Source organism: Pseudomonas sp. IPO3778, from assembly GCF_013386825.1.
GTDB lineage: Bacteria > Pseudomonadota > Gammaproteobacteria > Pseudomonadales > Pseudomonadaceae > Aquipseudomonas.
Genome location: NZ_JACARC010000032.1, coordinates 13,650 through 27,201, shown reverse-complemented (window position 1 = coordinate 27,201; position 13,552 = coordinate 13,650). Strand labels below are relative to the sequence as shown.

Sequence of the window (13,552 nt, the reverse complement as noted above, 5' to 3'; positions counted from 1 at the left end):
GGCGCCCTGCCCGCAACGTCTGCCCATTCCATCGAAGCGTGTGCCCATGTCCCTGCCAACCCTCCTGAGCCAACACATCGTCCGTCGCCCCCAGCGAATCGCGCTGCTGCAACACATTGCCGAACAGGGCTCCATCACCCGCGCCGCAAAGAGTGCGGGCTTGAGCTACAAGGCGGCGTGGGACGCCATCGACGAACTGAACAACCTGGCGCAAAAGCCCCTGGTGGAACGCAGCGTCGGCGGCAAGGGCGGTGGCGGCGCCAAGCTGACGGCCGAAGGCCAACGGGTATTGCGCCTTTACCAGCGCCTGCAAGTGTTGCAGGCCCAGGTGCTGGATTCCGCCGAGGACGCCAGCGACTTCAACCTGCTGGGCCGCCTGATGCTGCGCACCAGCGCGCGCAATCAGTTACACGGCCGGGTCGTCGCCATCGACAGCCACGGCCGCAACGACCGGATTCGCCTGGAGCTGGCCGGCGGGCTGAGCCTGGATGCACAGATCACCCATGACAGCACGGTGCACCTGGAGCTGGAGGCCGGCACTGAAGTCGTCGCCCTGATCAAGGCCGGCTGGCTTGACGTGCTGGCCGCTTCACAGCTAGCAACACCTGGACACAATTGCCTGGAAGGAAAAGTCGAGGCGATTCTCGACGCCGAAGACGGCCCCAGCGAGGTCCGCATCACCCTGCCCAATGGTCAGGTTTTGTGTGCCCTGGCCCGGCCCGACGCGCTCGCGCAGATCAATGCCGCCGAAGGCCAACCGGTAAAGGTGCAGTTCTCCCCCAGCAATGTGCTGCTGGGCACTCCGGTGTAACGCTTCAAACTGCAACAATTTCGTCACGAGCGCTCCCTAAGGTGGCTGCAAAAACCCGCAGGGAGCCTGAAATGAGCCTATTAGAAGAAAACCAAGCCACCGACCTGGAACAGATGGTCGGCCTCACCCGCCGTCGTTTTATCGGCGCCGGCGCCCTGTGCGGAGCCGCGATGTTCCTTGGCGGCAACCTGCTGACCCGCAGCGCCCTGGCGGTGGGGGCCGCTTCGAATAGCCCGCTGCTGGGTTTCACCAGCATCGCCTCGGCCACCAGCGACGCCATCACCCTGCCGCCCGGTTACAGCGCTTCCGTTCTGATCAGCTGGGGCCAGCCACTGCACAAGCACGCGCCGGCCTTCGACCCCAGCGGCAACGGCACGGCCAAGGCTCAGGAACAGCAGTTCGGCGACAACAACGACGGCATGAGCCTGTTCGCCTTCCCCGGTGACGACAACCGCGCGCTGATGGCGATCAACAACGAATACACCAACTACCGTTACCTCTATGCCCACGGCGGCGCGCCGCAATCGGCCGAAGACGTGCGCAAGGCGTTGGCCAGCGAAGGTGTGTCGGTGATCGAAGTGCGGCGCAAAGGTGACACCTGGCAGTTCGTCCAGGACTCGCGCTACAACCGGCGCATCCACGGCAACTCGCCGATCCGCTTCGGCGGCCCCGCGGCGGGCCATGCGTGGCTGAAAACCAGTGCCGACAAAACCGGCAAAAAAGTCCTCGGCACCTTCCAGAACTGCGCCAACGGCAAGACCCCGTGGGGCACCTATCTCACCTGCGAAGAAAACTTCACCGACTGCTTCGGCAGCAGCAACCCGCAACAAACCTTCGACGCCGGGCAGAAACGCTACGGCGTGGTGGCCGCCAGCAAAGACATCAACTGGCACCCCCACGACGCGCGTTTCGACATGGCCAAGAACCCCAGCGAACTCAACCGCCATGGCTGGGTGGTGGAAATCGATCCGTTCGACCCGCAATCCACGCCGGTCAAACGCACCGCCCTGGGCCGCTTCAAGCACGAAAACGCCGCCCTGGCTGAAACCCGCGACGGCCGCGCCGTGGTGTACATGGGCGACGACGAGCGCGGCGAGTTCATCTACAAGTTCATCAGCCGCGACAAGATCAATCACAAGAACCCCAAGGCCAACAAGGACCTGCTGGACCACGGCACCTTATACGTGGCGATCTTCGATGCGGGCGACGGCAATGCCGACCATCCCAAGGGCCAGGGCCAATGGGTCGAGCTGACTCACGGCAAGAACGGCATTGATGCCAACAGCGGCTTCGCCAGCCAGGCCGAAGTGCTGATCCACGCACGCCTCGCCGCCAGTGTGGTGAAAGCCACCCGCATGGACCGCCCGGAATGGATCGTGGTCAGCCCCACCGACGGCCAGGTGTATTGCACCCTGACCAACAACGCCAAGCGCGGCGAAGACGGCCAGCCGGTGGGCGGCCCGAACCCGCGGGAGAAAAACGTCTACGGGCAGATCCTGCGGTGGAAGGCCAATGCCAACGACCATGGCGCACCCGACTTCACCTGGGATTTGTTTGTGGTGGCCGGCAACCCGACCGTGCATGCCGGGACACCCAAGGGCGGCTCCTCCAACATTACCCCGCAGAACATGTTCAACAGCCCGGATGGACTGGGCTTCGACAAGGCCGGGCGGTTGTGGATCCTGACGGATGGCGACTACAGCAACGGTGGCGACTTTGCCGGCATGGGCAATAACCAGATGCTGTGTGCCGACCCGGCGACCGGCGAGATACGCCGGTTCATGGTCGGGCCGGTGGCCTGTGAGGTGACCGGGATCAGCTTCTCGCCAGACCAGAAAACCCTGTTTGTGGGGATTCAGCATCCAGGGGAAACCGGTGGCTCGACCTGGCCGGAACACCTGCCGAATGGCAAGCCACGGTCCTCGGTGATTGCTGTTCGTCGGGATGATGGCGGGATCGTCGGCGCCTGATAAGGCGCCATCGCGGGCAAGCCCGGCTCCCACAGTTGACCGAGTACTCCTGTGGGAGCCGGGCTTGCCCGCGATGGCGGACTAACAGTCACCACCTATCTCGACCCCGGTGCGTTACCATACCCGGCCGGACGCGGCGCCCTGCTGCGCGCAGGAGTTCGCATGGCCCACCCGTTTGAAACACTGACCCCTGACCTGGTGCTCGACGCTGTCGAAAGCATCGGTTTCCTCAGCGACGCCCGCATCCTCGCGCTCAACAGCTACGAAAACCGCGTCTATCAGGTCGGCATCGAAGACGCCGAGCCCCTGATCGCCAAGTTCTACCGGCCCCAGCGCTGGACCAACGAGGCGATCCTCGAAGAACACAGCTTCACCTTCGAATTGGCCGAGTGCGAAGTGCCCGTGGTGGCACCGATGATTCACAACGGCGAAAGCCTGTTCGAGCACGCCGGTTTTCGCTTCACCCTGTTCCCGCGCCGTGGTGGCCGCGCGCCGGAGCCGGGCAACCTCGACCAGTTGTATCGCCTGGGCCAACTGCTCGGCCGTTTGCACGCGGTGGGTTCCACCCGCCCGTTCGAACACCGCGAAGCCCTGGGGGTGAAGAATTTCGGTCACGACTCCCTGAACACGCTGCTGGAAGGCAATTTCATTCCCAAAAGCCTGCTGCCGGCCTACGAGTCTGTCGCCCGGGACCTGCTCAAGCGCGTGGAAGAGGTCTACAAGGCCACGCCCCACAAGAACATCCGCATGCACGGCGATTGCCACCCCGGCAACATGATGTGCCGCGACGAGATGTTCCACATCGTCGACCTGGATGACTGCCGTATGGGCCCCGCCGTTCAGGACCTGTGGATGATGCTCGCCGGTGATCGCCAGGAATGCCTCGGGCAGCTGTCAGAATTGATGGACGGCTACCAGGAATTCCACGACTTCGACCCGCGCGAATTGGCCCTGATCGAACCGCTGCGGGCCCTGCGCCTGATGCACTACAGCGCCTGGCTCGCACGGCGCTGGGACGACCCGGCGTTCCCCCACAGCTTTCCGTGGTTTGGCAGCGAGCGTTACTGGGGCGACCAGGTGCTGGCGTTGCGCGAGCAGTTGTCGGCGCTCAATGAAGAACCCTTGAAACTGTTCTGACCGCTTTTCTGTGGGCGCCGGGCTTGCCCGCGATAGCATCACCTCGGTGTCACCGATGCACCGAGGTGCCTGCATCGCGAGCAAGCCCGGCGCCCACAGAAAAGCAGATCCCACTGGCTGACAAATATCCTTACAATTGCGGCTTTGTTCGCTGCCTAAGCAAGGATTCTGCATGCAAGCCGCCAACCCCCGTCGCGGGTACATATTGGGCCTGAGTGCCTACGTCATCTGGGGCCTGTTCCCGATCTACTTCAAAGCCATCGCCAGCGTTCCCGCCGCAGAAATCATCGTCAACCGCGTGCTGTGGTCGGCGCTGTTCGGCAGTGTGTTGCTGATGGTGTGGAAACACCCTGGCTGGTTCCGTGAACTGCGGGACAACCCCAAGCGCCTGGCGATCCTGGCCCTGAGCGGCACGTTGATCGCGGCCAACTGGCTGACGTATGTGTGGTCGGTGAACAGCGGCCGCATGCTGGAGGCCAGCCTGGGTTACTACATCAACCCGCTGGTGAACGTACTGCTCGGCATGGTGATCCTGGGCGAGCGCCTGCGCCGTCTGCAATGGGTGGCCGTAGGCTTGGCGGCGGTCGGCGTGGCGCAACAGGTATGGCAAGTGGGCAGTCTGCCGTGGGTGTCGCTGGTACTGGCGGCGACCTTTGGGTTCTACGGGTTGATCCGCAAACAGGCGCCGGTCAAGGCGTTGCCCGGGCTGGTGGTGGAAACCTGGATGCTGGTACCGATCGCCATCGCATGGCTGCTGTTCAACCCGTCTGCACACAGCGCGCAGATGGCGTTCTGGAGCACGTCTGAGGCGTGGTGGCTGGTAGCCGCCGGCCCGGTGACGCTGATCCCGTTGGTGTGTTTCAACGCCGCCGCGCGGCATTTGCCCTACACCGCCCTGGGCTTCCTGCAATACGTGGCGCCCACCCTGGTGCTGCTGGAAGCGGTGCTGTTGTTCAACGAACACTTGGCGCCCGCCACACTGATCGCCTTCTGCTTTATCTGGGCCGGGCTGGTGGTCTACAGCCTTGACGCCTGGCTGACCGTGCGGAAAAACTGATCAAATAACGTACAAACCCCTGCAAGCCACAGCCGGCTTGGCTTGCAGGCATTCACCCCAAGGTTATCCACAGCCTGGTCCCCGGCGTTTGTGCACAAGCCCTTGAAACTGCTCGTTTTTTGCTCAACCGGCGAAGAGCCACGGCCCGCGTGGGCTGGGCGCGGGTCTCTACAGGTTATCCACAGGCCCATGCAAGATTTCCATGCATAACCTTGTGGGCAACTATTCCTCGCTGCGTAGCTCCAGTTCCACCATCAGGTCATCCGCCAGGGTTTCCAGCGCGGCTTGCAAGGTCTCCAACGGCAGCGTCAGCGGCACCGCCAGCAAGGCTTCGGCGTGGAACAGCAGGTCGCTGCTCATCGGCGCCGGGCGCACGTCGGTGATCAAGCGCTCCAGGTTGACACCTTGCTTGCTGAGCAGCGCGGTGATGTCGCGGACGATCCCCGGCCGGTCGTTGCCCACCAGCGCCATCGCGATCGGTTGCGACTCACTGGGGGCCAGGGAATTGCTTTCCCCCAACAGCACGCGAATGCCGTGGGTGGACAAGTCTTCCAATGCCCCAATCAACTCCAGGCGATTTTCCGCCGGCACGCTCACGCGCAAAATCCCGGCAAACTGCCCGGCCATGTGCGCCATGCGGCTTTCCAGCCAGTTGCCACCGTGGGAGGCGATGCATTGGGCGATGCGCTCAACCACCCCGGGTTTGTCCGGGGCGATGACAGTCAGTACGAGATGGTCCATGGTGTCGTCCTCTTGTTCGGCTTCTTGTAGGAGCGAGCTTGCTCGCGAAGAACGTGAGAGCACCGTTGGGTGTCAGCTTTCCCGCGTTACCGTTAACGACCTTCGCGAGCAAGCTCGCTCCTACAAGGTGGACGCAGGCGCCCGCGAAAACAAATCGTGTACCATTTTTATATTTATCTGGAACAATCCAATAGTTTTTTGAGAACATCCCGTACCCCGCTGTGACCGTATGACCAAAGTGGGTCGCTAAACGACGTATTTAGTCTAATTTTCACAACCGCAACTCATCATGTAGTATGCCCAATCGCGCACTACATAACGTTAGGTCGATGTCTGCCAAGGCAACCACGCACCGCGACGCAGCCCGCCCAGCCGCCTTCAACGGCATGTACTGGTGCGGGGTATTCGCGGTTTACATGGCCAGAGGCTTCATTGGTAAATTGAAAAGCTGAAAAGCGCATAAGCTCCGCAGAGTGAGGCAAGCAATGACTGAACACGTTCAAGTCGGTGGCCTGCAGGTCGCCAAAGTCCTGTTCGACTTCGTGAACAACGAAGCCATTCCTGGTACCGGCGTTACTGCCGACCAGTTCTGGGCCGGTGCCGACAAGGTCATCCACGACCTCGCGCCGAAGAACAAAGCCCTACTCGCCAAACGCGACGATTTTCAAGCGCGGATCGACACCTGGCACCAGGCGCACGCCGGCCAGGCCCACGACGCGGTGGCCTACAAGGCCTTCCTTCAAGATATCGGATACCTGCTGCCAGAAGCCGCAGATTTCCAGGCCTCGACCCAAAACGTCGACGATGAAATTGCCCACATGGCCGGCCCGCAGCTGGTGGTGCCGGTGATGAACGCCCGTTTCGCCCTCAACGCCTCGAATGCGCGCTGGGGCTCCCTGTATGACGCGCTGTATGGCACCGACGCCATCAGCGAAGCCGACGGCGCCGAAAAGGGCAAAGGCTATAACAAGGTGCGTGGCGACAAGGTTATCGCCTTCGCCCGCGCCTTCCTCGACGAAGCCGCGCCACTGGCTGCCGGCAGCCACGTGGACTCCACCGGCTACAAGATCGTCGACGGCAAGCTTGTGGTCAGCCTCAAGGGCGGGAGCAACAGCGGCCTGCGCAGCGATGCCCAGTTGATCGGCTACCAGGGCGATGCCGCCAAGCCGACCGCAGTCCTGCTGAAGCACAATGGCCTGCACTTCGAAATCCAGATCGACGCCAGCACCCCGGTCGGCCAGACCGATGCCGCCGGCGTGAAAGACGTGCTGATGGAAGCCGCCCTGACCACCATCATGGACTGCGAAGACTCCGTCGCCGCCGTCGATGCCGATGACAAGGTGGTGATTTACCGCAACTGGCTCGGCCTGATGAAGGGCGACCTGTCGGAAGAAGTCGCCAAGGGTGGCAAGACCTTTACCCGCACCATGAACGCCGACCGCGTTTACACCGGCGCAGACGGTAAGGACGTGACCCTGCACGGGCGTTCGCTGTTGTTCGTGCGTAACGTCGGCCACTTGATGACGATCGACGCGATCCTCGACAAAGACGGCAACGAAGTGCCGGAAGGCATTCTCGACGGCCTGCTCACCAGCCTGTCGGCGATCCACAGCCTCAACGGCAACAACAGCCGCAAGAACAGCCGCACCGGTTCGGTCTACATCGTTAAACCGAAGATGCACGGCCCGGAAGAAGCGGCGTTCACCAACGAGCTGTTCGGCCGTATCGAAGACGTGCTGAAGCTGCCACGCAACACCCTGAAAGTCGGGATCATGGACGAGGAGCGCCGTACCACGGTCAACCTCAAGGCCTGCATCAAGGCGGCCAGCGAGCGCGTGGTGTTTATCAACACCGGCTTCCTCGACCGCACCGGCGACGAAATCCACACCTCCATGGAAGCTGGCGCGATGGTGCGCAAGGCTGCCATGAAGGCTGAGAAGTGGATCGGCGCCTACGAGAACTGGAACGTTGATATCGGCTTGAGCACCGGCCTGCAAGGCCGTGCACAGATCGGTAAAGGCATGTGGGCCATGCCCGACCTGATGGCCGCCATGCTGGAGCAGAAGATTGCTCACCCGCTGGCGGGTGCCAACACGGCATGGGTCCCATCGCCGACGGCGGCGGCGCTGCACGCGCTGCATTACCACAAGGTTGACGTATTCGCCCGCCAGGCCGAGCTGGCCAAGCGCGAGCGCGCTTCGGTGGACGATATCCTGACCATTCCCCTGGCCCAGAATACCGATTGGTCTGACGAAGAAATCCGCAACGAACTGGACAACAACGCCCAGGGTATCCTCGGTTACGTGGTGCGCTGGATCGACCAGGGCGTGGGTTGCTCGAAAGTGCCGGACATCAACGACGTCGGCCTGATGGAAGACCGCGCCACCCTGCGCATTTCCAGCCAGCACATCGCCAACTGGTTGCGCCACGGCATCGTCAATGAAGCCCAGGTGATGGAAAGCCTCAAGCGCATGGCGCCGGTGGTGGACCGTCAGAACGCCGGTGACGCGCTGTACCGCCCGCTGGCTCCCGATTTTGACAGCAACATCGCGTTCCAGGCAGCGGTGGAGTTGGTGATTGAAGGGACCAAGCAACCGAACGGCTACACCGAGCCGGTGTTGCACCGCCGGCGCCGGGAGTTCAAGGCCAAAAACGGTCTGTAATCAAGCGCTGGAAATAAAAAAGCCCTGATCTTTCGATCAGGGCTTTTTTTTGGTCGCCGGGTTTTACTGCACCATCCCCAACTCCCGCTTCACCATCTTTGCCAGCTTCACGCTATCAATGGGCTTGAGCAAGAAGTCCACCACGCTCAAATGCATGGCATCAATCACGTCCGGCGCTTCGGCGTCCCCCGACATGATGATGATCGGCAGCGCCGCCCGGGTGGACCCGCGCACCTGGCGAATCAGTTGCAGCCCGTTGCTCGGGGTCATGCGCAGGTCGGTGATCAGCAAGCCTATGGAACTGCTGGAACTCAACAAGTCCCACGCCGCCTCGCCACTGTCTGCGGTCATGCAGCGGATTCCGTCCAGGCCAAGAATTTCTGCCAGCAGTTCGCGAGAGTCCTTGTCGTCATCCACGATCAAAACCCGTTGTGGGGGTAAATCGGGCTCCTGCATAACAGCACTCAGGGCCTCGCGCTCGGCGTCACTCAAAATATCGTGGTCGGACATACGTTTCTCGGCAGTTCTGATCAATCTCCCAGCACAGAACTCAGACATCGCCGGAAGGGCGAACAATGTGCACTTCGTCGGAAAGTTTTCCTAGTGGGCGTTCTACGGGTTTTGGACGATATTCATGTAAGGTTTTTCCCTAGTCATGGAAAGGCAGATCGCTACCTAGACTTACGTCCAATGGGCACCCGCAGCGCAGAAGTCGACCATGAGGCACGATAACGACAAAAAAACTGCGGTCATAGGTATGAGTAAAGCTGATGCTTTCACACAAGCGGGGAAAACCGCTGTGTTGCAGAACATCCACGGCACCCTGCAATTCCTGCAACGTTTCCCGCCGTTCAACCAGATGGAAAACGCCCACTTGGGTTTTCTGGTAGAGCAGTGCCAATTGCGCTTCTACGGCCCCGGCGAGAGCATTCTCAAGCCCTCGGGCGGGCCGGTGGAACACTTTTACATCGTCAAGCAGGGCCGTGTGGTCGGTGAGCGGCCGGACTCGACAGAAACCACCTTTGAAATCACCACCGGTGAGTGCTTCCCGCTGGCGGCGCTGCTGGGCGAGCGGGCGACCCGCACCGAGCACAAAGCCGCCGAAGACACCTTCTGCCTGCAGTTGAACAAGCCGGCCTTTATCAAGCTGTTCGCCCTTTCCAGCGCGTTTCGTGACTTTGCCTTGCGCGGCGTCAGCAGCCTGCTGGATCAGGTCAACCAGCAAGTCCAGCAAAAGGCCGTGGAAACCCTCGGCACGCAATATTCGCTGAACACCCGCCTGGGCGAGCTGGCCATGCGTCACCCGGTGAGCTGCAGCCCGCAGACACCGCTGCGCGAAGCCGTCACGCTGATGCACGAGCAGCAAGTGGGCAGCATCGTGATCGTCGACGAGCACAAGGCGCCCCTGGGGATTTTCACCCTGCGGGACCTGCGCCAGGTGGTGGCTGACGGCACCAGCGACTTCAATCAGGGCATCGAGCGCCATATGACCCAGGCGCCGTTCTTCCTCACGCCGGACCACAGCGCCTTCGACGCCGCCATTGCGATGACCGAACGGCATATCGCCCACGTGTGCCTGGTCAAGGATCAGCGCCTGTGTGGCGTGGTGTCCGAACGCGACCTGTTTTCCCTGCAACGGGTGGACCTGGTGCACCTGGCCCGCACCATCCGCAACGCGCCCCGGGTGGACAACCTGGTGGCAATCCGTGGCGAAATCGGCCAGTTGGTGGAGCGCATGCTGGCCCACGGTGCGTCGTCCACCCAGATCACTCACATCATCACGTTGCTCAACGATCACACGGTGTGCCGCGTCATCGAACTGACCCTGGCCGACAAGGGCGACCCCGGCGTGCCGTTCAGCTGGCTGTGCTTCGGCAGCGAGGGCCGCCGCGAGCAGACGCTGTATACCGACCAGGACAACGGCATTCTGTTTGAAGCCAAAGACGCCGCTGAAGCCGCCGAGATTCGTGGCCGCTTGTTGCCGCTGGCGCACCAGGTCAACCAGAGCCTGGCGCTGTGCGGGTTTACCCTGTGCAAGGGCAACATCATGGCCGGCAACCCGGAACTGTGCCTGTCCCGGGCGGAATGGGCGCGGCGCTTTGCCGGGTTTATTCGTGAAGCGACGCCAGAGAACCTGTTGGGTTCGAGCATCTATTTTGATCTGCGGGTGGTTTGGGGCGATGAGCAAGGGTGCGAGCAACTGCGCCAGGGCATTCTCGATCAGGTGGCGGACAACCGTTTGTTCCAGCGCATGCTGGCCGAAAACGCGTTGCGCCAGCGCCCGCCGGTGGGGCGCTTCCGGGACTTCGTGCTGACGCGCAAAGGCGCCGACAAGGCGACACTCGACCTCAAGGTGCAAGGCCTCACGCCCTTTGTCGACGGTGCCCGGCTGCTGGCCCTGGCCAATGGCATCAGCGCCAACAACACCCTGGAGCGCTTGCGCCAACTGGTGGCCAAGGACGTCATCGAGCGCCTCGACGGTGCCGCCTATGAAGAGGCCTATCACTTCATTCAACAAACCCGCATGCAACAGCACCAGCTGCAAACCCGCGAGAACCTGCCCTACTCCAACCGCGTCGACCCCGACAGCCTCAACCACCTCGACCGGCGCATCCTGCGTGAATCCCTGCGCCAGGCCCAACGCCTGCAAAGCAGCCTGACCTTGCGGTACCAGCTGTGAGCATGTTTGGCTGGCTGCGCAAAGCCAAACCGGGCCTGGACGCAGCGCAACAGCGTCGGGTCGAGCAACTGCCCAAACCTCGGGAACTGGGGGCAGGTTCGCTGCGGGACCAGCGCTGGGTGGTTGTAGACCTGGAAACCAGTGGCCTGAACCTCAATCGTGACCAAGTACTTTCCATCGGCGCGGTGGTGATCGAAGACAGCGCGGTGGACTTTTCCCAACTGTTCGAACGCACCCTGCAACGGGCCGAGACCAAGCTCAGCCCCAGCGTGCTGATCCACGGCCTGGGGCCCAGCGCCATTGCGGCGGGCAGTGATCCGGCTGAAGCGTTGATGGACTTTATGGCGTTTGTCGGCGACAGCCCGTTGCTGGCGTTCCATGCGCCCTTTGATCAACACATGCTCTGCCGGGCCCTCAAGGACAGCCTGGGCTATCGCCTGACCCACACCTTTCTGGACGTGGCCGACATCGCCCCGCTGCTGTGCCCCGACGCGAACATCCGCGAAGCCGGGCTGGATGACTGGATCGGGCATTTCAAGCTGCAGGTGGGTGAGCGTCACCATGCCAGTGCCGATGCGCTGGCGACGGCGGAGTTGATGTTGATTCTGTTCAGCCGCGCGCGGCAGCAGCAGATCGACAGCCCCAAGGCCTTGCAGGAGCGCCTTGGCCAGTGGAAACGTCGCAAACAAGCCCCCTCCTTTTAATCGTGGCGAGGGAGCTTGCTCCCGCTGGGGTGCGAAGCGCCCCCAAAACCAGCCCACCGCTCTCCTACTGAGTGAATGCATTGCCTGGATTGCGGCCGCTGCGCAGCCGAGCGGGAGCAAGCTCCCTCGCCACAACAAGCTGCATCATCATAAAAGATGTCATTACGCCGCCACCCGACCAACGCCAATTGCACCCGTACGACGCCTCTGCCACAATCGCGAATAATTCTCGTTAGTTTAAACTTCACGATCGGTGTTGCCTTGTCGTCAGCCCAAAGTCCCCAGAGTGAGCTTGTTGGCGCGTTGTACCGCGACCATCGCGGCTGGCTGTTGGCGTGGCTGCGACGCAACGTGGCCTGCCCCAGTCGCGCCGAAGACCTGAGCCAGGACACCTTCATGCGCCTGCTGGGCCGTGAAGAACTGCGTGCACCCCGCGAGCCACGGGCGTTTCTGGTGGCCATCGCCAAAGGGTTGCTGTTCGACTATTTCCGCCGCGCCGCGCTGGAACAGGCGTACCTCACCGAACTGATGCTGATCCCGGAAAGCGAACACCCGTCGCCGGAAGAACAGCAACTGATCCTCGAAGACCTCAAGGCCATCGACCGCTTGCTGGGCAAACTGTCCAGCAAGGCCCGCGCGGCTTTCCTCTATAACCGCCTCGATGGCCTGGGCCACGCCGAAATCGCCCAGCGCCTGGGGGTTTCCGTGCCCCGTGTGCGGCAGTACCTGGCCCAGGGCATTCGCCAGTGCTATATCGCCCTGTATGGCGAGCCTCTGTGAGCCCGGCCAGTTCCAAGCCGGTGTCGGCACGGGTGCTCGACGCGGCCATTGCCTGGCAGCTGTCCCTGGATTCGGGCGACGGCAGCGCCGTGGAGCGAGAAGAGTTTGCCAAGTGGCTGGCCGGCGACGAAGAACACGCCCGGGCCTGGCGCCAGTTGGGCATGCTCGATCAGCGTTTCAGCGTGGCCTCGGGCCCGGCGCGTGCGGCGCTGTTGCAGTCGCGCGAGGGCATTCGCCGCCGCGTGCGCAAGCTCGGCAGCGGCCTGGCCAGTGTGGTGCTGGTGTGCGGCCTGGCCTTGTTCGCCGGCCAGCGCTACCTACCGCTGAACTACTGGCTGGCCGACCAGCGCACCGCCACCGGTGAACAACGCACGTTGAAGCTGGCCGACGGCACCGTGATCAACCTCAACACCCACAGCGCCATCGATGTGCGCTTCGACGAGAAACGCCGGCTGATCGTGTTGCAGGAAGGCGAGATCCTCGTCGAAACCGGCCACAACGACGCCCGCCCGTTTTTTGTCGAAACCCGCGAAGGCAGCCTGCGCGCCCTGGGCACGCGGTTTATCGTCAAGCGCGAAGACGACGGCACGCGCCTCAGCGTGTTGCAGTCTGCCGTCGGCGCGCAGCCGGAGGCGCTGCACCAGGAACAGATCTTCAAGGAAGGCCAGCAAGTGCTGATGCGCCGCGACGGCCTCGGCCCGATGCTGGCCGTGAGCCCCGGCACCGACGCCTGGACCCGCGGCATGCTGGTGGTGGACAACGCGCGGCTCGGCGATGTGGTTGCTGAGCTGAGCCGCTACCGCACCGGGTACCTGGGTGTGGATAAACAGGTGGCCGACCTGCGAATCACCGGCAGCTTCCCGCTGCACGACACCCAGCTGGCGCTGAACGCGTTGCTGCCGACCCTGCCGGTGCACATCGAGCAGCACACGCCGTGGTGGGTTGAGGTGGTGCCGAAGGCTGCGGCACAACCTTGAGCCTTGGGACGGCTTAACGATTGCTATCGCAG

The 13,552-nt window shown here is 62.6% G+C and carries 11 protein-coding genes; 9 read left to right on the top strand and 2 right to left on the bottom strand.

Annotated features, from left to right (window positions below; genetic code table 11):
- Nucleotides 1-46: 46 nt before the first annotated feature.
- From HX855_RS15525 to rarD, 4 genes are all read left to right on the top strand, one after another.
- Nucleotides 47-811, top strand: a complete 765-nt coding sequence (locus HX855_RS15525; protein ID WP_177088869.1) for a TOBE domain-containing protein — start codon at nucleotides 47-49, stop codon at nucleotides 809-811.
- Nucleotides 812-882: 71 nt separating this feature from the next.
- Nucleotides 883-2,781 carry a PhoX family phosphatase gene (locus HX855_RS15520; RefSeq protein WP_177088870.1) on the top strand — a complete coding sequence of 633 codons (1,899 nt, stop codon included), beginning with the start codon at nucleotides 883-885 and terminating at the stop codon, nucleotides 2,779-2,781.
- A gap of 162 nt (nucleotides 2,782-2,943) precedes the next feature.
- Nucleotides 2,944-3,918, top strand: coding sequence for a serine/threonine protein kinase (locus HX855_RS15515; protein WP_010167439.1), 975 nt, complete (start codon nucleotides 2,944-2,946; stop codon nucleotides 3,916-3,918).
- 172 nt (nucleotides 3,919-4,090) lie between these two features.
- Entirely contained in the window at nucleotides 4,091-4,975 is an 885-nt protein-coding gene (gene rarD / locus HX855_RS15510; protein WP_177088871.1) for an EamA family transporter RarD, read from the top strand.
- Nucleotides 4,976-5,197: 222 nt separating this feature from the next.
- Here the strand turns inward: rarD and HX855_RS15505 are convergent, their stop codons facing one another.
- Entirely contained in the window at nucleotides 5,198-5,716 is a 519-nt protein-coding gene (locus HX855_RS15505) for a glycine cleavage system protein R (RefSeq protein WP_177088872.1), read from the bottom strand.
- A 485-nt stretch (nucleotides 5,717-6,201) separates the two neighbouring features.
- Here HX855_RS15505 and HX855_RS15500 point away from each other — a divergent pair, with 485 nt between their 5' ends.
- The gene (locus tag HX855_RS15500) at nucleotides 6,202-8,379 is read left to right on the top strand and encodes a malate synthase G (RefSeq protein WP_177088873.1); all 2,178 of its coding nucleotides are present in this window, start codon (nucleotides 6,202-6,204) and stop codon (nucleotides 8,377-8,379) included.
- Nucleotides 8,380-8,442: 63 nt separating this feature from the next.
- Here the strand turns inward: HX855_RS15500 and HX855_RS15495 are convergent, their stop codons facing one another.
- Nucleotides 8,443-8,889: a response regulator gene (locus HX855_RS15495; RefSeq protein WP_177088874.1), complete on the bottom strand. Its 447-nt coding sequence runs from the start codon at nucleotides 8,887-8,889 to the stop codon at nucleotides 8,443-8,445.
- 247 nt (nucleotides 8,890-9,136) lie between these two features.
- Between HX855_RS15495 and HX855_RS15490 the strand changes: the two genes are divergently transcribed.
- The 4 genes from HX855_RS15490 to HX855_RS15475 all read left to right on the top strand — a co-directional run bounded on the left by HX855_RS15490 (nucleotide 9,137) and on the right by HX855_RS15475 (nucleotide 13,520).
- Nucleotides 9,137-11,059, top strand: coding sequence for a putative nucleotidyltransferase substrate binding domain-containing protein (locus HX855_RS15490; RefSeq protein ID WP_177088875.1), 1,923 nt, complete (start codon nucleotides 9,137-9,139; stop codon nucleotides 11,057-11,059).
- Nucleotides 11,056-11,763 carry a PolC-type DNA polymerase III gene (locus HX855_RS15485; protein ID WP_177088876.1) on the top strand — a complete coding sequence of 236 codons (708 nt, stop codon included), beginning with the start codon at nucleotides 11,056-11,058 and terminating at the stop codon, nucleotides 11,761-11,763. The genes HX855_RS15490 and HX855_RS15485 overlap by 4 nt, the downstream gene beginning before the upstream one ends.
- Before the next feature lie 261 nt (nucleotides 11,764-12,024).
- Complete coding sequence (locus HX855_RS15480) at nucleotides 12,025-12,543, top strand: RNA polymerase sigma factor (RefSeq protein WP_177088877.1); 519 nt, start codon at nucleotides 12,025-12,027, stop codon at nucleotides 12,541-12,543.
- Nucleotides 12,540-13,520, top strand: a complete 981-nt coding sequence (locus HX855_RS15475) for a FecR domain-containing protein (RefSeq protein WP_177088878.1) — start codon at nucleotides 12,540-12,542, stop codon at nucleotides 13,518-13,520. Before HX855_RS15480 ends, HX855_RS15475 begins: the two co-directional genes overlap by 4 nt.
- The last annotated feature ends 32 nt before the right edge of the window (nucleotides 13,521-13,552 follow it).